This is a genomic window from Lysinibacillus sp. CNPSo 3705 (assembly GCF_028674935.1).
Taxonomy (GTDB): domain Bacteria; phylum Bacillota; class Bacilli; order Bacillales_A; family Planococcaceae; genus Lysinibacillus.
In genome coordinates this window covers 26,886-50,908 of record NZ_JAQZSD010000028.1, presented here as the reverse complement: position 1 = coordinate 50,908, position 24,023 = coordinate 26,886, and the positions used below count along the sequence as shown (strand labels likewise).

Genomic DNA, 24,023 nt, shown 5'->3' with positions numbered 1-24,023 from the left:
CTCGGCGCTCGCCCGCGGAAAGCGAGCGGAATGCTTCGGAAAACAACAGTAGAGTCACAGTGCCAAATGAAAAAAGCGAGGTATTCAACGATTTACTCGCTAAATACCTCGCGATGTGAGAAGGTATAGACTTTTTCAGTGCCCTCGATTTTAGGGGGATGCTTTTTTGTGTGATTACAGTAAAAAGGATTGCTGATTAGCATCTTATATGTTATTATTATCTCGAATTAAAGATAATTGAATTCGAAGTAAATAGAAAGAGGGAGTCGTATGAAGGAAGACAATCGTAATTTAAAAGCTTTTACGGTCTTGTTCCGAGCATATCAAACGATTCAAGATGCAACTAAGAGAGATTTACTTCAATACGATTTAAATCAAACTGAATTTTCGGTACTTGAGTTTTTATACCATCATGGTGAGCAACCAATCCAAGTAATTGGCAAGAAAATTTTAATCGCAAGTAGTAGTATTACGTATGTTATCGATAAGCTCGAACAAAAAGGTTTTGTGTATCGACGTGCTTGTCCAAGGGATCGTCGTGTCACATATGTTTTATTAACATGCGAAGGACAAGCGTTGATGGAAGAAATATTTCCGAAGCATGAACAAAAAATTAACGAGATTTTTGATGTATTAGATCAACAGGAGATGGACACAATGACCCTGTCTTTGAAAAAGGTTGGTTTGAACGCAGTTAATAAATAAAAAACTTTATGTAATATCTCGAAATCGAGATAAACAGGAGGGACATAAAATGAATCATTTAAAAGGAATTCACCACGTTACCGCAATTACAAGTAGTGCGGAAGAGAATTATAAATTTTTTACTTATGTATTAGGGATGCGATTAGTGAAAAAAACGGTTAATCAGGATGATATCCAAACATATCATTTATTTTTTGCAGATGATAAAGGTAGCGCTGGCACGGATATGACATTTTTTGATTTTCCAAACATTCCAAAAGGTGTGCATGGAACAAATGAAATTTCTAAAACTTCGTTCCGTGTGCCAACGGATGCGGCACTGGATTATTGGGTAAAACGTTTCGATCGATTAAATGTTAAACACGCAGGTATTAAAGAACAATTTGGCAAGAAAACTTTATCATTCGTCGATTTTGACGATCAGCAATATCAACTTATTTCTGATGAAAACAATACAGGTATTTCATCAGGCACTCCATGGCAAGATGGACCGATTCCTCTTGAATATGCAATTACAGGCTTAGGTCCGGTTTTTGTAAGAGTTGCTAATTTTAAATATTTTAAAGAGATGCTAGAAAAAGTGATGCTCTTTACAGAAATCGATGAGGAAGGGGATTTCCATCTATTTGAGGTTGGTGAAGGTGGAAACGGTGCACAAATTGTTGTAGAGCTTAACACAGTTCTACCAGTAGCTCGTCAAGGCTTTGGTACAGTACATCATGCTGCATTCCGTGTAGAGGATCGAACTGTACTAAATGAATGGACTGAACGATTTGAAAGCTTTGGCTTCCATACTTCAGGTTACGTAAACCGTCACTTTTTTGAATCACTTTATGCACGGGTAGCACCTCAAATTTTATTTGAGCTAGCTACTGATGGCCCAGGGTTTATGAGTGATGAGCCTTATGAAACTTTAGGTGAAAAATTATCGTTGCCACCATTTTTAGAGCCAAAGCGTGCACAAATTGAAGAACTTGTCCGTCCAATTGACACTGTAAGAAGTACGATTACGTTCGATAAAGAATATGAGTAAAACTTTTTATCCCATTTAGCAGAGTAACTCAAGCCTCTGCTGAATGAAAATTACAGATGAGTGGAGGTCAGTTAGATGGAATTTTCAAAGCTAATAGATAAGCGTCGCTCTGCGAATAACTTTATAGAGGATATCAAGATGAGCGAAGAAGATATACGTCCCATTTTGGAAGATGTTAAGCTTGCTCCTTCCGCCTTTAATTTACAACATACTAATTATATCGTTGTATTAGATGAAGAAAAAAAAGAAAAAGTACGAGAAGCTGCATACGGGCAATATAAAGTACATTCAGCCTCAGCGGTTGTCCTTGTATTAGGAGATAAAGAAGCCTATAAAAATACGGCTAACCTTAATCAAGGGATGGTAGACTTAGGCATTATTAATGCTTGTGAATTAGACAATATCGTCAGTGAAAACGCTAAATTTTATGAAGAACGAGGCCAGGAATTTATGAAGGAGGAAGCAATTCGTAACGCTTCACTTTCAGCTATGTTATTTATGCTGGCAGCCAAAAATCGTGGATGGGATACATGTCCAATGATCGGCTTTGATCAGCAACAAATGAGAGCTCTTTTTAATATTCCAGAGACACATGAGATTGCACTAATGATTACTATAGGTAAAGAAAAAGAAAGTAGTCGCCGTTTGCGTGGTTACCGTAAACCGGTTGAGGAATTTGCAACCTATTATTAGGACGGTATAAAATAAAACTGTCTACAAATAATAAAATTAATGCACATTTAGGAGGAATATTGTGAAAGTAGTAGCAATCGTAGGTAGTATCCGTAAAGAATCTTATAATATGCAATTAGCAAAATTTATCCAAAAGCGTTATACAGAGAAATTTGATCTTGAAATATTAAGTTTGAACGATTTACCAATGTATAATCAAGATATCGAAAATGAAGCACCACAGCCTGTACTTGAATTTAAAGCACAAGTAAAAGCGGCGGATGCAGTTCTTTGGTTGACACCAGAATATAATGGTACAGTGCCAGGTGTTATGGTTAACGCCATCGATTGGTTATCTCGTGTTGATAAAGTAATGATTGGCAAGCCATCATTCATGATGGGGGCATCAATGGGTAACTTAGGTACTGTTAAAGCACAATTACATTTACGAGATATTTTATTCTCACCTGGAGTAAATTCACCATTACTTAGTGGTAATGACGTTTATATTGGAGCAGTACACACTAAATTTGATACAGAAGGCAATTTAACAGATGAAGGTACTATCAAATTCCTAGATGTAGTTATGGATAACTTCTTAAACTGGATGAAAAAATACGTTTAAAAATAAAAAAATGTCCCATAAGTATCGATAAACTTATGGGACATTTTTTTGTTTGTTGGATTTAAAATAGAGCGGCGGATAGAAGAGCCAAGCGACTCATCGGGCGCCCCGAGGAAGCTTTGCTCTGTGCGAAAGCGAAGCGACAGCAACAAATGTTTTTTCTGTGCGAAAGCGAAGCCGCAGCAACAAATGTTTTCTGTAGCGACAGCTACAAAGCGCCCAGCCGGAACGGAATTCAACCCCTCATTATGGTGATAAGCCTTTATCTAATCGGAATTATTTTTAATACTTTTTGAAGGCGGTATGCAAAAAAGCCTGCAAATATAGCTAAAATAATATCCTTTGGCAAAGGAGGCATCATCCAAAGCCATGCCACTTTATAAGTGAAAGCATCAGGAGCACTAGCCCATAGCTTGTAGGCAAAGTACATCCAATTTGTTCCTAGTAAGTAATTAATGGCTGTTGCCACTAATGCAGCAACTACATAGCTTTTTTTCGTTCCACTACGTTCTACAATAAGCCCCGCGACAAATGCAGCCAATATGAAAGAAACAATGAAACCAAAAGTAGGGCTAATAATTTGACCAAACCCTCCGTTGAAACGAGCAAATACAGGTGCACCCGCTAACCCTATGCACATATAAACGGTACAAGCGAGTGCCCCTTTTCTACTACCAAGAATAAGTCCTGCTAAAATAGCAAAAAACGTTTGCATTGTGATAGGTACGCCACCAATCATCATGAAAGGTACAATAGACGTGATATTAGCTCCTATCATCATTAATGTTGAAAATAGTCCAATGTATGCAAGATCGACAGTTCTTAATTTGTGATGTGTATGTTCCGCAACTGTTGTCATTATTTCACCCCTAAAAGTAATGCTAATAGTAGTAGTGTAAAAAAATAAACACTTTGTGTCAACTTTATGGAATTAAATAGTTAACACAAAATGTTTATTTTGCTTAATTGTTAGCTATAGACTAACGTTTAAAGTTTATGATGGAAACATTAAAAAACGAACTGCTGTCTAGTCGGAACGGGGATCAACCTTTCACTTTGCCAAAAAGCCATACTAGTCTTTAGCATTCACTCACAATACTTTGAATTAAAATAGCATAAATTAAGATACTGCTTTTAATCCTGCCACACCAATGATGATGGCGATGATACTAATAATTCGAGTCAGGTTTTTAGATTCTCCGAAGAATATAATATTCACGAGAACAGCACCAACTGTACCAATGCCAACCCAAACTACATAGGCAATGCTTAACTGTAAATAGTTAAAGGATGCATATAATAGCATAAAGGACATCCCAAAGCCGCCTAGATAGATTAATAAATTTCGTATATTTTTTTCCTGACTATAAAAACGTAAACCTACGACACCAATAATTTCCGAAATTGCCGCTAATAAAACAAGTATCCAACCCATTATGCGTTAGCTCCTTTCTCTTTAACATGATTTTTTGAAGGGTTATCAGCTAAATTAAGACCAATAACACCCAGTACTAAAATAAACATGAAAATTCCTTTAATGGCATTAAACTCACCTTCGAAAATAAAAATGTCCATTAATGTAGTACCAATTGTACCGACCCCAGCAAAAGTCGCGTAAACCGTTCCTGTAGGTAGGTTTTCACAAGCCTTCGATAAGAAGTGAAAATCCAATGCAATTAGGGCCACAATAATAGCCCAATGCCACCAAGAATCGGCAACATTAAAACCAAATATCCAAAACAATTCAAATAAACTAGTTAATCCAACATAAATCCAATCTTTTTTCATAGTTAAATTCCTTCCTATTATTATGACTGACATTCAGTCATTTTTAGCATAAAAGAGAACGTCACTTATGCGTGACGTAAATCGAGTGCATGATGTAAAAAGTCGAGGAGCTCAAGCTTTTGAAGTCTAATTGTTTCTTCTTCACTATCATCATACAAATAAATTTGTTCAGCGGCAGACTCTATTAGACCTATTATAAGTTTAGAAGAACAAGTAGTGTTTAGAGAAGCGCGTATCGTTCCTTGTTGTTGAGCTTCAGTCAAGAAATGATTCATCCATTCGTAATAGGGGGCATATATATTTTCCCATTCTTTCATATGCTCAGTTTGTGTAATACCGGCATAGATAAGTGCAAATACATCTCGATATTCCTCTGTTAGAGAAAAAACAATATCTACTACTTTTTCTAGCTGCTTTGCGAACGGCTCTTGTTTTGAAATCCCATCGTTAATAGCAGCAATAATTTTCTCCACCATAACATTTGCAATGGCTGGCATAACTGAAAGACGTGATGGGAAATAAAGATAAAATGTCCCTTGCGCGATACCTGCAGCTTTTACGATATCTGAAACCTTTGTTTTTTCAATTCCTTTTTCACGGAAAACTTCAATTGCGGCTTGAATAATTTTCTCTTCTTTTGACATGAAATCCCTCGCTTTTGTCCTGCTTATTTACTATGTTACAAAATAGCTGAAATAAAGTCAAAGAATAATGACTGACAATCAGTCATTATTTTTTTTGTATATATGTTTTTTATTTGGGGAACTTTAATCATGAAAGGATTTGATGAAAATGGAAGAGATTAAGATTGCGCAATTAGATCAACAACAGCTTGAAAAAATTAATGAGCTAGAAAAGAACATTGGAGTGACATTGGTGGCCTATGATTCTTCGTCAATACCATCACAGGGCTCGGGTGCTTTTGAGTCAAACAATAGTACTAACAGCAATCATCCATCATAATTAAGATTAACATGCCTTGCAGCAATGTGAGGCTTTTTTATGTCATCTAAAAGTAGGAGGAGGGAGACAATGATGCAAGATTTTTATGCAGATTTACATATTCATATTGGGCGTACTTCAAGTGGTCGTGCAGTTAAAATTACTGGCAGTAAAACGTTAACGTTAGCAAAAATTTTAGAGTCTTCAAGTGCAAGAAAGGGACTAGATATTATTGGGATTATTGATTGCCATTCACCAGAAGTAATGGATGAAATGTCAGCGATGATCGAACAAGGAGAACTGAAGGAGCTAGAACAAGGAGGGCTTCGTTTTCAAGAAACAACTCTTATTCCAGGTACTGAAATAGAGATTTATGATCATCATTGCCTTGGACCAATCCATGTACTTGCCTATTTTCCTACACTTCTGCATATGAGGGAATTTTCAAAATGGATGTCTAATCATATGAAAAATATTCATTTAAGCTCTCAGCGCATTTATTGTGACGGTCGAACATTACAACAAAAGGTTCATGAATTAAGCGGGCTTTTTATTCCTGCTCATGTTTTTACACCATTTAAAAGTTTGTTCGGTAAAGGCGTACATCGTAGTTTAACAGAAGTATTCGACCCTCAACTTATAGATGCGATAGAGCTTGGTTTGAGCTCCGATACCGAAATGGTGAGTAACATTAAAGAACTGCAAGCATATACATTTGTCAGCAACTCTGATGCTCATTCACTTGGAAAAATTGCACGTGAGTATCAAAAATTAAGACTATCTAATGCAAATTTTACAGAATTAAAGATGGCGCTTCATGAACAGCAAGGTCGGGTAGTAACAGCCAATTATGGCTTAAATCCTTTGCTTGGTAAATACCATGAGACTGTCTGCGCGAAATGTGGTGAGCAGCTTAGCAATTATGCAACAATCTGTACAAACTGTGAAAGCACGCACATTATAAAAGGTGTTGCAACACGGATTAAGGAGCTTTCAGAGCAAGTTACACATAAACGTGCACGACCACCATATATTCACCAAGTACCACTAGACTTTATTCCAGGATTGGGGCCAAAAATGATGGAACGATTAGTACAAGCATTTGGTACAGAGATGAACATCTTGCATCGGGTTACGCTAGAACAACTCGAACAAATCGTGCCGTACAAAATTGCCAAGATGATTGATTTAGCAAGAACAGGGCAATTAGCAATTGAGGTTGGTGGTGGCGGTATTTATGGAAAGGTTCAACTGGAGTAAAAAATGATTTTTAGCTCATGGATGACATTTGTTACAACGTATGTAGTTTATATATGTTAAAGACTGGACGCTACGAGGAAAGCGACAGTCGGAACGGAAATCAACAAACACGTTATCGTGAAATATCCCCTCTTGTTTAACCCACTTTTACCCTATTTATATTAAAATAGTAATTAGTAAAAATTGGAGGAGTGGGTGTATGCAATTATCAAAGAAATTTCGTTTTTTAGCGGCCGGCGTTTTGGCATGTCAATTAGTAGTACTACCAATAGGTGTGAATGCGAAGGAACAAAGAGACAACATAGCGCCAAGTTGGGTAGTTCAAGCTGATTATGTAGCACTGGGCGATTCCTTAGCACACGGTATGAATGACGGTGGTATTATCGGGTTAGGTTACACAGATTTTGTTGCACAAGCTTTACAGCAAGATGGTTTCATTTCTTCTTATAATAAAGGGTTTGCCTATTCGGGCTACACAACGAAAAATATAGTAGAAGATATACAAAATAATGTGGAAAAGCCAGTAGTAGGATTTGGTTATCAAAGTGAGAAGGTAAAGCTGCGTACATCTATTAAAGAAGCGGAGATTATTACGCTAACCGCTGGCGCCAATGATATAATACCGATTTTAAAAGAGTCCCAGATAACTGGCATTAATGCAGCAATGATGTTAAAAGCTTCCCAAGAGGCCATAAAAAATATTGCTGCTATTTTAGAAGAAGTAAAGAAGCTAAATCCGAATGCTCAAGTTTATGTCATGGGCTATTATAATTCTTTTCCGTACTATAGCGAGGATTTACAGACACAATTTAAAATGCTATTAAAGGTTATGAATGCGACGATAAAAACAACTGCTGAAAAATCAGGTGCCGTTTTTGTACCGACATACGATATTGTAGCAAAAGATATTCCGAGCTATTTACCAAATCCTGAAAATATTCATTTAAGTGAAGCAGGCTATAAAGCAGTAGCGAACGAGGCATTTCTACCAGCGATTAAAGCAAGTTCTTTATGGGATGTATCAAAATTTATTCAAGCAAATATGAAAGATAGTACAACTGTCAAAATAAGCTGGCAGGAAGCGAAAGATAATGTAGGTGTTACTAGTTACAACGTATATGTAAATAGTAAGCTAGCATTTACGCAAAATGCCGAGACAACGACGATAACTTTAGATAATTTAACAGAGAATACAGCATACACAATAGCTGTTAAAGCGGTTGATGCAGCTGGTAATGAAAGTGTTCAAAGTCCATCAGTTACTTTTACTACAGGGAAAACTTTAACCTTTACCGATATAGAAAAACATTGGGCAAAGGAGTATATTCTGAAGGCCGCTAAAGAAGGTATTATGAAAGGTTACGCAGATGGTACGTTTAGACCTGAGCAAAATGTTACTAGAGCACAGGCTGCTACGATGCTTGTTAGAAGCCTAGGTTTAACGACGAAGGAACAAGCACCATTTAAAGACATCGCAAACTATGACGTTGGTACTCAGTCAGAAATTGCAGCAGCTTATGCGTATGGGTTAATTAAGGGAACGAATGGGAAGTTTAACCCAGGACAGCCGGTTACTCGCGCTCAATTAGCATTAATGATAAATAGAGCCTATGAATCTAAACAAAAGCAACATTATGCTGTAAAAGGAAAAGCACCATTCACTGATATCGCTTCCTATAATGAAGAAACAAAACAAGCGATAACGATGTTGTATGAGCTTGATATGGTTAGAGGGAACGAAGGGGAATTTTTACCTGAAGCTCCTACAAAACGTAGCCATGCTGCGAAAATATTTGTGAATTTTAACAGTCTATTAAAAAGGTAAAATAATTTAAGGTAGAGGTTGTGATCAGAAACCTCTACCCTTTGTTATTTTTATTGCGATGAATAGCTAGCGGGGTGACAATTGTTTGTAGATAAGTGTTGAAGAACAAGCAAAAAACATCTTGAAAAATAACAAAGCAGTTCAACAAATCATTAAGATTTATTGAACTGCTATTTTTTACTTATTTACGATAGTTTGGCAATAATACCTTCTTCATCGTCTAGAACGAGTTCGATGCCTGTTGAAAAAGGGTCACCATGTAGGACATCTTTAATCCATACACGTAGCGCGCCGATCATTGCAGCTGTATCGAACATTTCAATTTGACCATTAACTTCAATTTCTGCACCAAAGCCTGTGTCATCGTCGTATGTTAGTTCTACAAGTACATCCTCAGGGCGAATGTTTTTATAGTAGGACTGTGATAAACAAATTGCATTTATAATATCTTGCTCATTAATTATTTGTGCCATTGTGCTTCCTCTTTACGTTTTTTCTCTTTAAACATATTAACAATTTTTATAACTAGCGTTACGATAATCATGATGGCTGCAACGTTAATTAATAAGCCTAAAATATTACCAAGCATACCCATACCACTGAAAAGACTGCCGAATAATAAACCAGCTAAGCCACCAAGCATTAAGCCTTTCATAAGGCCGCCTGAGAAGAATCCACCTTTCTTAGCTGTTGAATCCGTTTTGTTTGTAGAAGTTGTATTATTTTTATTTGTTGTTGCATTATTTTGGTCTTTAGTTTTATCCTGAGACTTTTGGAAATTTGAGTTGTTGTTATTATTGTTGTTTGAGAAACCTTTTTTACCTGACTTATACGATTTAGCTTCTGCAGTTGGTGTATCTGAGATGAATAATGTTGCTCCAACAGACGCAAACATAAGTGTCGCTGCAAAAATAGCAGCAATGATTTTTTTCATTACTTGTATTCCTCCAATATAATTTTTAGTTTTGTCTAAACTAGTTCTTAATAGTAATTTTACATGAATCTTCTCGGAAAATAAAATAAACGCTTCGATCAATTTAGAGATAGCATCAAATTTGACCAAGAAGTGTCTATGTTATCACCAATTTTAGGCATGTACTACCTATAATGTATGCTGTATATTGTTGAGTACACTAGAAGTTGGCCGCCGCGCTCAGTCACGAACGGAATACAATCCAGCGTTATAAGGACAACCTTAAAAATTGTAGATAAAAAGAAAGGAGTGAGACGATGATTTCAACATTATTACTATTAATTTCATTTTTTTTACTGTTATATATAACGGAAAAAAGACGTCTTCTCAATGCAGTAGTTCTTGGCCTTTTAGGGTTGTTTATTTTAAGCACAATAATAATTAGTCATCCTGTAATTCTGCCAAATGAGCAGGGGATTGTGTCGAAGATGGGTATAGTCATTATACTAGGAAGTTTCCCGAGTATGATGTTTATTTTATCGATAGCTACGTTTTTTAATAGTAAAGTTTTACTTGAAAAAGAAGGCCGGAAAGTCCGTAATCTATTGTTAGCTGTTTTTGGCTTGTGCTTTTTTATTATGATGATTTGGTATGTATTTGTAATTTTTATGAAAATCGAACATGAAATTTGGCACATTCTTTTCTTCTATGCGTTTTTGGTTTTTGGCTATACAATGTTTTTATACACAAGCATAATGGCCTATGCGACTCTCTATCATTTTACGCCGATCCTATATGAGCCAAACTATATTATTGCATTAGGATCAGGACTAATTGGAGATAAGGTGCCACCACTTTTAGCTAGCCGTTTAGACGAGGCAGTAAAGCAATTTAAAAAATATGGTGAGCGACCTTACATTATCGTCTCAGGGGGACAGGGGCATGATGAAAAAGTATCAGAAGCATATGCCATGAAAAAATATATAGTTGACGAACATCAAATACCAGCTCAAAAAGTATTAATGGAAGATCAATCGACAAATACGGAACAAAATATGGCATTCTCTAAAAAAATTATGGATAAGCATGCTCAAGGAAAGAAATATCGATCCATATTCGTAACGAATAATTTTCATGTTTTTCGTGCAAGTATTTATGCAAAAAAGGCGAAGTTTGATGCACAAGGAGTTGGTTCGAAGACTGCCTTTTACTATGTACCTAATGCATTTACTCGTGAATTTATCGGATTATTAGAAATGTATAAATGGATGAATGTCACAGTCTTTTTGTTCATTACATTGTTTATTGGATTAATCTTGAGAGCATATGTGTAACCAATTTAGAACTGTTTTCCATATAATAGTGGCAAGATAGAGTGCAAGGGGGGAAATGAATGTATGGGCAACTTTTAGCAAAAAAAAATAAAGAGCGAATTGTCTCTCTGCAAAAGCTCACGCAAACAGAAGATACATGGTTTGCGCAAAACATTAATTTAATAACAGTCGAACAAGTACAATTAGCAACCTTGCACAAAATACTATATCAAGTTGTGCAAGGACTGTTGAAAAAGAATCAACAACGACACTTACAAATTATACATCCAGAACAGACGAAGTCAGTACAGGAGAATGTGCTAACGCTTTTAGCTGAATATGATGATTTACTGCGTGATGCAATTCCACTCCCTATCTATATATTTATTTGGCAAATTTCTTCTTTGGAGAGGTTATCCAATTGCAATGAAGTTGTTGATGATGTACTTGATATATTGGAATGGTATTTTATTCACCAAAATGAACAGGTTGAGGCGTTTGATGAAGAAGATCTAGATCATGAGGAAATTATTGACTTATATAAAGATGCCATTGAGGAACAGGATACAGATGCACAATTTCAGCTTGGCGAATATTATAGCGCAATTGACGGCGAATATTTCCGACCAGAAAAATCAATAAAGTGGTTTGAGTTAGCAGCGTCACAAGGAAATGCCGATGCACAATATGCACTTGGTAATTTTTATTTTGAAGGTCTAGGTGTTCAAGAAAACTATAATAGAGCGTTTATTTTGTATGAGGCTGCAGCAAAGCAGGGGCATCCAGATGCTGCAAATAATTTAGCAGATATGTATTTTAACGGTGAGGGAGTACTAGAAAATTTGGTACTTGCGAAGAAGTGGTTTGACTTCGCTGCACAACAAGGTGTGGCAGAGGCTATGTTTACCCTCGGAATTATTTACGAGCAGGGATTAGGAATCGACAAAAATGAGGAGCAAGCATGTAGCTACTATAGAAGATCTGCTGAAGCAGGCTATGTCGAAGCGCAATACAGGCTTGGAGGAATCTATTTAGAGGGACGGTTAGGGCAACCTAAAGATGTGAACCGTGGATTATTTTGGTATGAAAAAGCTGCAGAGCAATATCACGTCGATGCCTTTTATGATTTGGGCTTTATTTGGAGCCAAGGGTTAACAGGTATACGTAATATTGAAAAGGGTATTCATTGGTTTAAACAGGCCGCTCTTCAAGGAGATCTAGAAGCTAAATTACAATTAGGGCACATTTACAATAAAGGTGAAGGAATAGCTAGAAATATTAAAGAGGCTATAAAGTGGTATGGACTTGCAGCAGAAGCAGGAAGTGAGGAGGCTGCAATTTTACTGCAAGAGTTGAAAGGAAAGTAAGTATTTTTTATTAAAAAATAATAGGTATTTAGAATTTATTGTGAACGTTTTCTGTACAGGTCTTAAGTGCTTATTTATGGGTATTTTACAGGTTTATATCACTATGAATGAATGATTGTAAAAATATTAATATAACAAAGAGGTAATTACTTCAAACTAAAACGAGGGGAAAAATAAGGATAAAAAATAGAGATGATGTAAATTGGCTACCCAAAAGTATTGTGGTAGCTTTTTTATTGCTTTAGATAACAGGGACTTTTTATATAATTTTAGGGAAAAAATGTATATCCGAAGATTGACAGCTATTTATAAAATGTATAATGTATATGAGTGATTCTGAAAGAGTAGTTAGTAGTAATAGCTAGTCATAAGATTGCTATTTTTAGCTGATGGTAGCCCGTAGCAGAAATCAGCATCATAAGTAATGTGATGGCTTATCACCAAAAGTTGGGGATGAATCTTCCTAACCTTTTATATCTTTGGTAGACGAAATTAGATTTTTCTCAGCTTTTCAAAAGTACACGGCATGAAAGAGGGTAAATGTGTGATTTTTCAAAAAGAGAGAAAGACAACGGCGTTAGATTTAAAGCACTACACGGTGAAAATGGATATAGGGAATTGCCATTCAATAAAAAAGCAAATTGATTTGCTCCAATTGACAAAGACTGATTTACAATATTTAAAAGCCTTTCAACCTTTTGTAGAAGCCAATATTGATAATATTGTTAATCGATTTTATGAAATGATTGGAACTGAACATAGTTTAGTAGATATTATTAATAGACATAGTTCTGTGGAGAAGCTGAAAATAACATTACGACGTCATATTATTGAAATGTTTAATGGTAAGATTGATAATGAATTTTATCAAAGACGCATAAAAATTGCTAAAGTGCATGTCCATATTGGCCTTAAAACACAATGGTATATTTGTGCGTTTCAAGATTTAACTGCGTCATTTATTGACTTGGTTGAAGAACATGTTGTTCATCCAATAGATCAGCTTAATACAATTCGAGCCATCTCGAAAATTTCCAATTTTGAGCAACAATTGGTTTTAGAGGCGTTTGAGCACACAATTGAACAACTTCATGAAAAAATAGAACGTAGAAAAGAAGCGATAGAGCAAGAAATCGTAAAGTCTTCGGAAGGTCTTGCCACAATATCTCAAGAAACAAACAATTCATTTCATCGTTTAAGTGGACAATCAGAGGAAATTAAACAACTAGCGAAAAAATCACTTCAAGTGTCGACTATGGCTGAGAGTCAGGCATTAGAAGGGCGTGAACGCTTAAAGAGTCAATCGCAAAATATGAATACTATAATTTGCTCACTTCATGATATAGCGGAAAATATTGCACAGTTGACAAATATGTCAAAGGAAATGGAATCGATTATGAATGTTGTGACAAATATTGCTAATCAAACGAACTTGTTAGCTTTAAATGCAGCAATAGAAGCCGCTCGTGCTGGAGAAGCGGGTAAAGGCTTTAGTGTTGTTGCAGATGAAGTGAGAAAACTATCGATTCAAACAAAGGAATCTGTCACATCGGTAGCAACGTTACTACATAAAACGAATGAGCGGACAGATAAACTTGTTCATTCACTTAGTAATATTCAAGAAGAGGTAGCCTCTGGTGAGGAAAATATGGTTCAAACGGAAGGTCAATTTACTAACATATTAGAAGCTATGACCGAGGCGAAAGACCAAAATGGTCGGATGGAAAAAGAAGTACAAGCAATTGTGGAGGTACTAAGTGAATTAGGTATTGCCTTTAACGAAGTGAAAAATTCAGCTGGAAAATTAGCTAGCTTTGCACAAAATTTAAATGAATGAAGAGAAAAGGGAAAAAATCGTTGATACATACTTTAGGGCACAAATAACACTATATCAACTGTTAATAGATAATTTCTGTAATGAAGGTAAAAGCCTCTAGCGAATATATGATGAAAAACTGGAGCTGTCCAATATGCTGGATAGCTCCATTTTTGCTAAATTTGTAAAGGGTTTAACGTAATTTTCGATAAAAAAAGTTTATACTAAATAAAGAACTAAAAATAGGGGCGGTTAATATGAAAACAGTTGTTGTATTAGGTGGCGGAATTACGGGATTGTGTACGATGCATTATTTACAACGCCAAGTTCAGGAGAAAAACTTAAATGTAAAACTTGTGCTTGTTGAAAAAAATACATATCTTGGTGGCAAGCTGCATTCTGCATATGAACAAGGATTCATCATGGAAACTGGAGCAGATTCTATTGTAGCGCGTCATAAAGGTGTCATGGAGTTAGTAGAGGAACTGAATTTTGCACAAAATCTTGTATATAACGAAACAGGTATTTCGTATATTTACACAAATAATGAACTACATGCCATCCCAGCAGACTCAACATTCGGTATTCCTATGAGCTTACAATCTCTTGAGGAAAGCACGCTTGTATCAGAGGAAGGTAAAAAAGAAGCGTTAAAGGATTTAACAATGCCGAATGAAAGGTTTACAAAGGAAAGCTCGATTGGGGAATTTTTAACGTATTATTTAGGTGAAGAGCTTGTTCAAAACCAAATAGCACCGGTACTAGCAGGTGTATATTCTGGAGATTTAAATCAACTTTCAATTGCTTCTACTTTACCGTATTTAATCGATTACAAAAACGATTACGGTAGTATTATTAAAGGTTTCGATGCAAACAGAGAACAATTTGTGAAAGCCGCCAATAAAAAATTTATTTCATTTAAAAATGGTTTATCGTCACTAATTGATCGACTTGAAGAAACATTGACGGATGTAGAAATTATAAAAGGGATTGCTACTACTAGTGTTAAAAAGCAGGAGAATTTATACGCTGTTACGTTAGCAAACGGTAAAATGATTGAAGCAAATCATGTTGTATTGGCACTGCCAAATGAAGCGGTACAAAGCTTATTACAGGATGACTCTTTGAACGGCTATTTTGAACAATTTAATACTGCATCCGCCATTACGATTTATTTAGGATTTGATGTTCCCGATAATAGATTACCTGCAGATGGAACAGGCTATATTGTGTCACATAATTCGGATGTTATCTGTAATGCAGCAACGTGGACAAGCCGCAAGTGGAAACACACTTCAGCAGAAGGAAAATTACTTGTACGACTTTTTTATAAGAGCATTAACCCTGTGTATGAGAAATTGCGTATAATGTCAGATGAAGAATTAGCGGTTGTAGCTCTAGAGGACGTAAGAAAAAGCTTGGGGATTGAGGAAAAACCAACTGTTATTAACGTGACGAAATGGATCGACCAGATGCCGAAGTACGACTTGGCACACCGTGAAGCGTTGCAAGGTCTCTTACAAGAGCTCGAGAAAAACTATCCAAATTTATCAATAGCAGGATGCTCTTATTTTGGAGTAGGCATAGGTGCGTGTATTCAAAATGGTAAAAAAATTGGTGAGGAACTTGTAGAAAAACTATCATAATTGTTTAATATAAATCGAAATTTTGTGAATTTCGTAAAAATTATCCTTTGTTCAGTGAAATAGTCTTGACTCAATCGTTCGTAAACGATATGATTCTTTTAATTATTTAAAAAATTCATACTAAATTCTTATCAAGAGAAGCAGAGGGACTGGCCCTATGAAGCTTCAGCAACCAACTTATTGTCAGGTGCTAAATCCAGAAGACCATGTGTCGAAGATGAGAAGGAAAACAATTACGAAACGTAAAAGCCTTCTTTTTTTGTGAAAGAAGGCTTTTTTTATTTTAACTTTTTTCGGTGGAAAGTCCAAACATCCGCCGAAATAGAGGAACTCAGTCTAAGGACGCCACGTCCTGTGGCAACGACTGAGTGTTGACCTAAAGCCTTCGGCGGATGTCACAGAATTGGCAAGGAGTTCTTAGCGGATAGTAGGCTAACTAACCTGCAGCGTGCAGGTCTAAGCACAAAGCCGATTCAGAACGAATTTATGCCGAGGCATAATTGATAGAAAAAGAAAGAGAGGTTAGTTTTATGGGATTGCTTGAAAGGTTAAAAACGCATGTTCTTACAGCAGATGGTGCAATTGGTACAGTTTTATACGGCTATGGCTTGGAGTACTGTCATGAGGAAATGAATGTACAGAGACCGGAACTAATTGAAAAGATTCATAGAGAATATATAGCTGCTGGTGCCGATATTATTCAGACCAATACTTACGGAGCTAATGCCATAAAATTAGCCCGCTATGGATTAGAATCTCGTGTACAGCAATATAATGAAGCTGCTATAACGATTGCAAAACGTGCAGCAGCGGATGGAGGGCAATTTGTTTTGGGTACTATTGGGGGAATCCGTGGTATTCGAAAAAGTGATGCAACGTTAGAGGAAATTTTAGCAACTATAGATGAGCAGGCAACGGTTTTACTTGCAGGAAATCCAGATGGCATTTTACTTGAAACCTATTATGATTTTGAAGAGCTAACAGCGACTTTATCAATGCTACGAGCAAAAACGACATTACCGATTATCGCTCAAGTTTCTATGCACGAACCCGGAATATTACAAAATGGAATGAGCTTAAATCACGCCTTACATGAACTTGAAGCGTTAGGTGCTGATATCGTAGGTGTTAACTGTCGTTTAGGTCCTCACCATACTATCCAAGCATTTGAAGGGGTAGAGCTTCCTGAGCAAGCATTTATGTCAGCGTACCCGAATGCCTCTCTTCTTGATTTAGAGGATGGGCGTGTCGTTTATGAGTCGGAAGCTGATTATTTTGGTCGAGCAGCTGTAGAGCTTCGTGATCAAGGGGTTCGTTTAATTGGTGGCTGTTGTGGTACGACACCAAAGCATATTGCTGCAGCGAAAAAGTATTTAGAGGAGCTATCCCCGGTTGAGGAAAAGTATACAAAGCCAGAAAAAATAGAGATTGTGCGTGAGGCAGAGCCAGCAAATTATGAGCCATTACATGAAAAAGTAAAACGTGAACGCTCGGTTATTGTGGAGTTAGATACACCAAGACATTTAGAAATAGAAGGCTTTATTAAAGGGGCAAAGAAAATATATGAGGCGGGTGCGGATGTAGTCATGATGGCAGATAATTCACTTGCTTCTCCAAGGATTAGTAATGTCGCAATGGGTGCCTTACTGAAAGAAACGCACGGGGTACGCCCGTTAACCCATATAACATGTCGAGATCGAAATCTAATTGGTCTTCAATCACATTTAATGGGATTAAATGCACTAGGAATTCATGATGTTTTAGCGGTTACTGGAGATCCGACAAAGGTAGGCGATTTCCCAGGAGCAACTAGCGTTTACGACGTATCGTCAATGGAGCTAATCCAATTAATAAAACAGTTAAATGAAGGTGTTTCGTTCTCAGGGAAACCGCTTCGTAAAAAGGCAAATTTCTCTGTAGCGGCTGCATTTAATCCTAATGTCCGTGTACTAGAACGCGCTGTCTCTCGATTAGAAAAGAAAATTGAACATGGGGCAGATTATTTTATTTCACAGCCTGTTTATACAAAGGAAAAAATCGTGGAAATTTACGAGGCGACAAAGCATTTAGATACGCCAATTTATATTGGTATTATGCCAGTAACGAGCTATAAAAGTGCGGAGTTCTTACATCATGAAGTACCAGGCATCAAACTATCTGATGAAGCGTTAGCACGTATGAAGGCTTGTGGTGATGATAAGGAACTCGCAACAATAGAAGGCATTGCAATTGCTAAAGAATTAGTAGAAGTAGCAGCGGAATATTTCAATGGTATTTACCTCATCACACCATTTTTACGCTATGATATGACGCTAGAATTAATGAAAGTTATTGAGCAATTGGATGAACAGAAAAAAGGGGTAAGTATAAATGGCTAAGCACATGATTGAAGAGCAACTAGAGAAACGAATATTAATTCTTGATGGCGCAATGGGAACAATGCTACAAAATGAAAATTTATCGGCAGAGGATTTTGGCGGCGAGGAATATGATGGCTGTAATGAAAATCTTGTGCTAACTAGACCAGATGTGCTTGAAAAGGTTCATAGAAAATATTTAGAGGCTGGAGCAGATATTATTTGTACAAATACATTTGGGGGTACACCACTTGTATTAAATGAATATGATCTAGGTGCGAAGGCAGAAGAAATTAACAAACGTGCTGTAGAAATTGCACGCAAAGTAGTAGATCAGTTTTCAACATCCGATTGGCCACGTTTTGTAGCGGGAGCGATGGGACCAACTACCAAAACCCTATCTGTTACAGGTGGAATTACATTTGATGAGCTAGAGGAAAACTTTTATGTTCAAGCAAAGTCATTAATCGATGCCGGGGCGGACGTTTTGTTGTTAGAAACTAGTCAGGATATGTTGAATGTTAAGGCGGGAGCATTGGGGATATCTCGTGCTTTTAAGGCTACTGAAAAAGAGCTACCTGTGATGATATCCGGAACAATTGAACCGATGGGAACGACACTTGCCGGCCAAACAATTGATGCTTTTTACATTTCCATCGAGCATATTAAGCCATTGTCAGTTGGCTTAAACTGTGCGACTGGACCAGAGTTTATGACGGATCATATTCGTTCACTAGCAGAGCTTTCAACAGGCTATATTAGCTGTTACCCGAATGCGGGCTTACCGGATGAGGAAGGCTGCTATCATGAGTCACCTGAATCATTGTCACAAAAGCTAAAAGGCTTTGCGGAAAAGGGCTGGCTAAATATTGTCGGAGGTTGCTGCGGTACAACGCCAGCACATATTGCGGCTATCAGAGAGGTGCTAAAGGACGAAAAGCCTCGTCAATTACAAGATGTGACGCATGGTCATGTAGTATCAGGGATAGAGCCATTGGTGTATGACGACTCTATGCGTCCATTATTTATTGGAGAACGGACAAATGTCATTGGTTCTCGTAAGTTTAAAAATTTAATTATTGATGGGAAGTTTGAGGAAGCAGCAGAAATCGCCCGTGCTCAGGTGAAAAATGGAGCACATGTGATCGATATTTGTTTAGCTAATCCTGACCGTGATGAACTAGCGGATATGCGTGGCTTTATGCAGGAGGTTGTAAAAAAAGTAAAAGTACCTCTTGTGATTGACTCGACAGATGAAAAAGTAATTGAGGAAGCACTTAAGTTTTCTCAAGGGAAAGCTATCATTAATTCTATTAACTTAGAGGATGGCGAGGAGCGTTTTGACGCTGTTTTACCGCTTGTGAAAAAATATGGAGCTTCTTTAGTTGTAGGTACAATTGATGAGCAAGGCATGGCGGTTGATCGACATCGCAAGCTAGAAATTGCTGAACGTTCATATAAATTGTTAACAGAAAAATGGGGTATTGCTCCTGAAGATATTATTTTTGACCCATTAATGTTCCCAGTAGGTACAGGAGATGAGCAATATATTGGCTCGGCACTTGAAACGGTAGAAGGTATTCGCCTTATTAAGGAGAAAATGCCACGGACATTAACGGTGCTTGGTGTAAGTAATATTTCGTTCGGATTGCCACCAGTAGGTCGTGAAGTACTGAATGCCGTATATTTATATCACTGTACACAGGCTGGTTTAGATTATGCAATTGTGAATACGGAGAAGCTAGAACGTTATGCATCCATTCCTGAGGAGGAAATTAAGCTAGCAAATGATTTACTCTTTAATACAAATGATGAAACTTTAGCTGTCTTTACAGATTTCTATCGTGATAAAAAGAAAGAAAAAACAGAGGCGGATATTCCGAAAACAGTAGAAGGTCGCTTAGCCTACTATATATTAGAGGGTACAAAGGAAGGGCTTATTGAAGATTTAGAGGCGGCTCGTGAAATTTTCGAAACACCGCTTGAGATTATTAATGGGCCTTTAATGGATGGAATGGCAGAGGTTGGCCGTTTATTTAACGATAATCAGCTGATCGTAGCGGAAGTATTACAATCAGCAGGGGTTATGAAGGCCGCAGTAGCGCATTTAGAGCAATTTATGGAGAAAAATGAAGAGAGTGCTGGTAAGGGGAAAATGGTACTTGCTACTGTAAAGGGCGATGTGCATGATATTGGGAAAAATCTTGTCGATATTATTTTAAGTAATAATGGCTATAAGGTCATTGATTTGGGTATTAAAGTAACACCTACTCAGTTAATAGAAGCGATTCGCAAGGAGAAGCCGGATTTCATCGGGCTTTCAGGTTTACTTGTAAAATCAGCACAGCAAATGGTTATTACTGCTCAGGATTTCAAAGAAGCGGGTATAGACGTACCTATTTTAGTAGGAGGAGCGGCATTATCTCGTCGCTTTACTGAAACAAAAATTGCCGGCGAATATAATGGACCTGTCATTTATTCCAAGGATGCGATGCAAGGCTTAGAGCAGGCAAATCGATTAATGGGGACAGATACACGTGCCGATTTCTTAGCTGAAATTAAGGAATCTCGTGAAAAACGCTTAGAGGCAGACGAAAAAAGAGCGTCACGCCCTGCAAAAGAAGTAATGATAAAGCCTGTACGTACAGTAAAGGAAGCGTCTGTCTTTCTTCCAGCTGATTTACGACGCCATGTAAAGAGAGAATACGCTGTTTCGCATTTGTATCCATATGTTAATATGCGGACATTACTTGGCCATCACCTAGGTTTAAAAGGCCAAGTACAGCAGCTGCTTGATGCGGGTGATGAAAGAGCAACAGCGTTAAAAGATTTAGTCGACGACTATTTACAAAGTGACCTATTGAAGCCGTCGGGTGTGTATCAGTTTTTCCCTGCTCAAGCCGATGGGGATGATGTAGTCGTTTATGATCCAACAGATAGCCAAACAGAAATTGAACGATTTACCTTCCCTCGTCAGCAAGTTGAACCGTTTTTATGTCTTGCAGACTTCCTTAAAACAGTAGAAAGCGGTGAAATGGACTATATTGCCTTAATGGTAGTAACAGCAGGACGAGGAGTTATGGCGCAGGCTCGACAATTAAAAGAGGAAGGGAAATTCCTCGAAAGTCATGCATTACAATCTACTGCCCTTGAGCTTGCGGAAGGTTTCGCGGAACGTATGCACCAAGAAATTCGCGATCAGTGGGGCTTCCCAGATGCGACAGATTTTACAATGCGTGATCGTTTCGCAGCAAAATATCAAGGACAGCGCTTCTCATTCGGTTATCCAGCATGTCCGAACCTAGAAGATCAAGAAAAATTGTTTGGCTTATTAAAACCGGAGGACATTGGTGTACATTTAACGGAAGGCTTTATGATGGAGCCAGAAGCGTCTGTTTCAGCAATGGTCTTTGCACATCCAGATGCTCGATATTTTAATGTGTGATGCTAGAAAAAGTAGTAAAATCTTTTGTAATAGAAGTAATTATGCCGAGGTATAATTGATGGTTAGGACGTGAGCATGATGATTCGATTCATGGAAGAGAAAGATTTACCCGAGATTTTAGATATTTACAATGACATTATTTTAACGAGCAAAGCTGTTTATCGATATGAAACACAATCGTTAGAAGAAAAAAAGCAATGGTTCAAGGAGCAGCAAACGCTCGATAATCCATTGCTAGTTTTTGACGAGAATGGCACAGTAGCCGGCTTTGCAACATATAGTCAGTTCCGTCCATATCCTGGTTACAAGCACACAATGGAGCACTCTGTATATGTGCATAAGGATCATTACCAAAAAGGAATAGCGTCACAATTAATGCAAGAGCTAATTCGAACTGCTAAAGAGCAAGGTGTGAAGACACTTGTAGCGGGCATTGATGGTGAAAACATCGGAAGTATTAAAGTACATGAAAAACTAGGTTTTGAATATGCAGGTACAATTAAAAATGCAGGCTATAAATTTGGACAATGGCTAGATCTTGTATTTTATCAGCTACAGTTAACTGGACCAAAAGGATAGAAAGGGTATGACATTCATATTCTTTCTTTATAATATGTGAATCCTAGCTATACTTTTTTTCAGCTTGCCTACTCATACTAATGCTATATTTAAAAGCTTATCACCAAAGTTGGAGATGAAATATGCATTTGTATAATAGGTTGAACTTTGTTTCGGCTGGGCGACTCCTTGGGGATCAGCGATAGAGGAACGAAGGCTAAAACCATCAAATCCCGTGATAACGCCTTCGTGACCAAACTCGTGCTGCTGTCGCTACGTTGCACTCACGCTTTCGCGCAAAAAACATCTGTTGGCCTGAGACCCTGCAGCGAAGCGAATCTGCTCATCGGACGCTCCCAGGAAGCTTTGCTCTGTAGCGAAAGCGAAGCGACAGCAACAAATGTTTTTCTGTGGCGAAAGCGAAGCGTCAGCCACTAAGCGCCCAGCTGGAACGGAAATCAACTCCACTTTATGGCGAGGAGCCATCTTTATTTATTTTTATTTCATTGTACACATGATGAAGGGTATGACAAATGTCATACCCTTTTTATGATGTTTGCTTCTGTTGTATGATTATACTCTTGTTTTATGATGAGGTCATAAGGAAAAAAGGAAATGAGGGAGTAAAAACGATGGCAACAGATCGAGAAAAAACAAAAAAACTGCGTCAGGATGTAGCACCATTTGCGAAGTCTGATACAGCTAAAAGTATTTTTCAAATGGTAAATACAATTGTACCTTTAATCGCTCTATGGGTAGCTGGCTATATGTTAATGGATATTTCACCATGGCTAACAGTTGGATTAAGTGTAATTTCTGCTGGCTTTGTCGTACGAACATTTATTATTTTCCATGATTGTACACACGGTTCATTTTTCAAAAGTAAAAAAGCAAACGACTGGGTTGGTTTTGTAACTGGAGTGTTAACATCATTCCCATATGAAAAATGGAAGCGTGAACATACAATTCACCACGCAACTAGCTCGAACTTAGACAAGCGTGGTATCGGTGATATAGATATGATGACAGTGGAAGAGTTTTTACAAGCATCTAAAGGACAACGTTTATGGTATCGTTTTTACCGTAATCCATTCGTTATGTTCGGCTTAGGTCCACTATTTATGGTGTTAATATTAAATCGCTTTAATCGTAAAGACGCTAAACAAAAGGAACGCTTTAATACACATTTAACAAATGTCGTTATTGCTGGAATTTGTATAGCATTAATTTACTTTATGGGCTGGCAAGCATTTTTATTAGTACAGGGGATAACACTATTTGTAGCTGGTTCTCTTGGTATTTGGTTATTCTATATCCAACATACGTACGAGGATTCTTATTTTGAGCATGATAAAGAATGGGATTATGTAAAGGCTGCTGTCGAAGGTAGCTCGTATTATAAATTACCAAAGCTATTACAATGGGTTACAGGCAATATTGGCTTCCACCATGTACATCATTTAGCCCCTCGTGTTCCAAACTATAATCTTGAAAAAGCGCATAATGAAACACCGCCATTACACACGGCGACAACAATAACATTGCGTACGAGTTTAGAATCATTACGCTATAAACTATACGATGAAGACCAAGGTAAGTTTGTAAGCTTTAAAGAAGTTAATGAAATAATTAAACGAAAAGCAAGGGGCAGTATCGCTGCTTAGTAGAATTTTTTCAGCCATCTCTTCTAAGGGATGGCTGTTTTATGTAAATGAGTTGCATATTCCAGATGAAGCAATTACTGTGCTCATCACCAAA

At 37.4% G+C, this 24,023-nt stretch carries 21 protein-coding genes and 1 riboswitch; of the genes, 15 read left to right on the top strand and 6 right to left on the bottom strand.

Features of this window, described 5'->3' with window-relative positions:
* Positions 1–270 precede the first annotated feature (270 nt).
* From PVA17_RS13430 to PVA17_RS13415, 4 genes are all read left to right on the top strand, one after another.
* Entirely contained in the window at positions 271–705 is a 435-nt protein-coding gene (locus PVA17_RS13430) for a MarR family winged helix-turn-helix transcriptional regulator (RefSeq protein ID WP_132364218.1), read from the top strand.
* A gap of 49 nt (positions 706–754) precedes the next feature.
* Positions 755–1,738, top strand: a complete 984-nt coding sequence (locus PVA17_RS13425) for a ring-cleaving dioxygenase (RefSeq protein WP_132364216.1) — start codon at positions 755–757, stop codon at positions 1,736–1,738.
* Between the two features lie 75 nt (positions 1,739–1,813).
* Positions 1,814–2,431: a nitroreductase family protein gene (locus PVA17_RS13420; protein ID WP_132364214.1), complete on the top strand. Its 618-nt coding sequence runs from the start codon at positions 1,814–1,816 to the stop codon at positions 2,429–2,431.
* Between the two features lie 61 nt (positions 2,432–2,492).
* Positions 2,493–3,035: an NADPH-dependent FMN reductase gene (locus PVA17_RS13415; protein ID WP_274067969.1), complete on the top strand. Its 543-nt coding sequence runs from the start codon at positions 2,493–2,495 to the stop codon at positions 3,033–3,035.
* A 262-nt stretch (positions 3,036–3,297) separates the two neighbouring features.
* Here the strand turns inward: PVA17_RS13415 and PVA17_RS13410 are convergent, their stop codons facing one another.
* The 4 genes from PVA17_RS13410 to PVA17_RS13395 all read right to left on the bottom strand — a co-directional run bounded on the left by PVA17_RS13410 (position 3,298) and on the right by PVA17_RS13395 (position 5,467).
* A complete protein-coding gene (locus tag PVA17_RS13410; protein WP_274067968.1) occupies positions 3,298–3,894 on the bottom strand; it encodes a biotin transporter BioY in 597 nt (198 codons plus the stop codon).
* A 261-nt stretch (positions 3,895–4,155) separates the two neighbouring features.
* Positions 4,156–4,470, bottom strand: a complete 315-nt coding sequence (locus tag PVA17_RS13405) for a DMT family transporter (RefSeq protein WP_132364208.1) — start codon at positions 4,468–4,470, stop codon at positions 4,156–4,158.
* Positions 4,470–4,823, bottom strand: coding sequence for a DMT family transporter (locus PVA17_RS13400; RefSeq protein WP_274067967.1), 354 nt, complete (start codon positions 4,821–4,823; stop codon positions 4,470–4,472). The genes PVA17_RS13405 and PVA17_RS13400 overlap by 1 nt, the downstream gene beginning before the upstream one ends.
* 65 nt (positions 4,824–4,888) lie before the next feature.
* Positions 4,889–5,467, bottom strand: a complete 579-nt coding sequence (locus PVA17_RS13395; protein ID WP_274067966.1) for a TetR/AcrR family transcriptional regulator — start codon at positions 5,465–5,467, stop codon at positions 4,889–4,891.
* 148 nt (positions 5,468–5,615) lie between these two features.
* On the opposite strand from PVA17_RS13395, the gene PVA17_RS13390 reads away from it, so the two are divergent.
* The 3 genes from PVA17_RS13390 (at position 5,616) to PVA17_RS13380 (ending at position 8,850) form a co-directional block, all read left to right on the top strand.
* Positions 5,616–5,786 (top strand): hypothetical protein, encoded by a 171-nt coding sequence (locus tag PVA17_RS13390; RefSeq protein ID WP_274067965.1) that lies wholly within the window; start codon positions 5,616–5,618, stop codon positions 5,784–5,786.
* A gap of 72 nt (positions 5,787–5,858) precedes the next feature.
* On the top strand, positions 5,859–7,025 hold the full coding sequence (locus PVA17_RS13385) for an endonuclease Q family protein (protein WP_274067972.1): 1,167 nt from the start codon (positions 5,859–5,861) through the stop codon (positions 7,023–7,025).
* A gap of 199 nt (positions 7,026–7,224) precedes the next feature.
* Positions 7,225–8,850, top strand: coding sequence for an S-layer homology domain-containing protein (locus PVA17_RS13380; protein WP_274067964.1), 1,626 nt, complete (start codon positions 7,225–7,227; stop codon positions 8,848–8,850).
* A 185-nt stretch (positions 8,851–9,035) separates the two neighbouring features.
* Here the strand turns inward: PVA17_RS13380 and PVA17_RS13375 are convergent, their stop codons facing one another.
* Both PVA17_RS13375 and PVA17_RS13370 read right to left on the bottom strand, forming a co-directional pair.
* Entirely contained in the window at positions 9,036–9,323 is a 288-nt protein-coding gene (locus tag PVA17_RS13375; RefSeq protein ID WP_132364200.1) for a DUF2653 family protein, read from the bottom strand.
* Positions 9,311–9,784, bottom strand: coding sequence for a hypothetical protein (locus PVA17_RS13370; protein WP_274067963.1), 474 nt, complete (start codon positions 9,782–9,784; stop codon positions 9,311–9,313). Before PVA17_RS13370 ends, PVA17_RS13375 begins: the two co-directional genes overlap by 13 nt.
* Positions 9,785–10,080: 296 nt before the next feature.
* On the opposite strand from PVA17_RS13370, the gene PVA17_RS13365 reads away from it, so the two are divergent.
* The 8 genes from PVA17_RS13365 (at position 10,081) to desA (ending at position 23,929) form a co-directional block, all read left to right on the top strand.
* Positions 10,081–11,097 carry a YdcF family protein gene (locus PVA17_RS13365; RefSeq protein ID WP_274067962.1) on the top strand — a complete coding sequence of 339 codons (1,017 nt, stop codon included), beginning with the start codon at positions 10,081–10,083 and terminating at the stop codon, positions 11,095–11,097.
* 59 nt (positions 11,098–11,156) lie between these two features.
* On the top strand, positions 11,157–12,443 hold the full coding sequence (locus tag PVA17_RS13360) for a tetratricopeptide repeat protein (RefSeq protein WP_132364194.1): 1,287 nt from the start codon (positions 11,157–11,159) through the stop codon (positions 12,441–12,443).
* Between the two features lie 544 nt (positions 12,444–12,987).
* A complete protein-coding gene (locus tag PVA17_RS13355) occupies positions 12,988–14,280 on the top strand; it encodes a globin-coupled sensor protein (protein WP_274067961.1) in 1,293 nt (430 codons plus the stop codon).
* A 236-nt stretch (positions 14,281–14,516) separates the two neighbouring features.
* Entirely contained in the window at positions 14,517–15,905 is a 1,389-nt protein-coding gene (locus PVA17_RS13350) for a protoporphyrinogen oxidase (protein WP_274067960.1), read from the top strand.
* Between the two features lie 125 nt (positions 15,906–16,030).
* A riboswitch (SAM riboswitch) is annotated at positions 16,031–16,129 on the top strand.
* Between the two features lie 306 nt (positions 16,130–16,435).
* On the top strand, positions 16,436–18,283 hold the full coding sequence (locus tag PVA17_RS13345; RefSeq protein WP_132364188.1) for a bifunctional homocysteine S-methyltransferase/methylenetetrahydrofolate reductase: 1,848 nt from the start codon (positions 16,436–16,438) through the stop codon (positions 18,281–18,283).
* Positions 18,276–21,707: a methionine synthase gene (metH, locus tag PVA17_RS13340; protein WP_274067959.1), complete on the top strand. Its 3,432-nt coding sequence runs from the start codon at positions 18,276–18,278 to the stop codon at positions 21,705–21,707. Before PVA17_RS13345 ends, metH begins: the two co-directional genes overlap by 8 nt.
* Positions 21,708–21,785: 78 nt before the next feature.
* Entirely contained in the window at positions 21,786–22,286 is a 501-nt protein-coding gene (locus tag PVA17_RS13335) for a GNAT family N-acetyltransferase (protein WP_132364257.1), read from the top strand.
* Between the two features lie 611 nt (positions 22,287–22,897).
* Positions 22,898–23,929 carry a Delta(5) desaturase DesA gene (gene desA / locus PVA17_RS13330; RefSeq protein ID WP_132364184.1) on the top strand — a complete coding sequence of 344 codons (1,032 nt, stop codon included), beginning with the start codon at positions 22,898–22,900 and terminating at the stop codon, positions 23,927–23,929.
* Positions 23,930–24,023 lie beyond the last annotated feature (94 nt).

Bases quoted from the DNA above. Each gene is read 5' to 3' on its own strand.
- PVA17_RS13385 (WP_274067972.1), top strand. From the start codon at position 5,859: ATGCAAGATTTTTATGCAGATTTACATATTCATATTGGGCGTACTTCA.
- PVA17_RS13410 (WP_274067968.1), bottom strand. From the start codon at position 3,894: ATGACAACAGTTGCGGAACATACACATCACAAATTAAGAACTGTCGAT.
- PVA17_RS13395 (WP_274067966.1), bottom strand. From the start codon at position 5,467: ATGTCAAAAGAAGAGAAAATTATTCAAGCCGCAATTGAAGTTTTCCGT.
- PVA17_RS13370 (WP_274067963.1), bottom strand. From the start codon at position 9,784: ATGAAAAAAATCATTGCTGCTATTTTTGCAGCGACACTTATGTTTGCG.
- desA (WP_132364184.1), top strand. From the start codon at position 22,898: ATGGCAACAGATCGAGAAAAAACAAAAAAACTGCGTCAGGATGTAGCA.
- PVA17_RS13405 (WP_132364208.1), bottom strand. From the start codon at position 4,470: ATGGGTTGGATACTTGTTTTATTAGCGGCAATTTCGGAAATTATTGGT.
- PVA17_RS13360 (WP_132364194.1), top strand. From the start codon at position 11,157: ATGTATGGGCAACTTTTAGCAAAAAAAAATAAAGAGCGAATTGTCTCT.
- PVA17_RS13400 (WP_274067967.1), bottom strand. From the start codon at position 4,823: ATGAAAAAAGATTGGATTTATGTTGGATTAACTAGTTTATTTGAATTG.
- metH (WP_274067959.1), top strand. From the start codon at position 18,276: ATGGCTAAGCACATGATTGAAGAGCAACTAGAGAAACGAATATTAATT.
- PVA17_RS13345 (WP_132364188.1), top strand. From the start codon at position 16,436: ATGGGATTGCTTGAAAGGTTAAAAACGCATGTTCTTACAGCAGATGGT.
- PVA17_RS13420 (WP_132364214.1), top strand. From the start codon at position 1,814: ATGGAATTTTCAAAGCTAATAGATAAGCGTCGCTCTGCGAATAACTTT.
- PVA17_RS13425 (WP_132364216.1), top strand. From the start codon at position 755: ATGAATCATTTAAAAGGAATTCACCACGTTACCGCAATTACAAGTAGT.
- PVA17_RS13430 (WP_132364218.1), top strand. From the start codon at position 271: ATGAAGGAAGACAATCGTAATTTAAAAGCTTTTACGGTCTTGTTCCGA.
- PVA17_RS13390 (WP_274067965.1), top strand. From the start codon at position 5,616: ATGGAAGAGATTAAGATTGCGCAATTAGATCAACAACAGCTTGAAAAA.
- PVA17_RS13380 (WP_274067964.1), top strand. From the start codon at position 7,225: ATGCAATTATCAAAGAAATTTCGTTTTTTAGCGGCCGGCGTTTTGGCA.
- PVA17_RS13365 (WP_274067962.1), top strand. From the start codon at position 10,081: ATGATTTCAACATTATTACTATTAATTTCATTTTTTTTACTGTTATAT.
- PVA17_RS13375 (WP_132364200.1), bottom strand. From the start codon at position 9,323: ATGGCACAAATAATTAATGAGCAAGATATTATAAATGCAATTTGTTTA.
- PVA17_RS13335 (WP_132364257.1), top strand. From the start codon at position 21,786: ATGATTCGATTCATGGAAGAGAAAGATTTACCCGAGATTTTAGATATT.
- PVA17_RS13350 (WP_274067960.1), top strand. From the start codon at position 14,517: ATGAAAACAGTTGTTGTATTAGGTGGCGGAATTACGGGATTGTGTACG.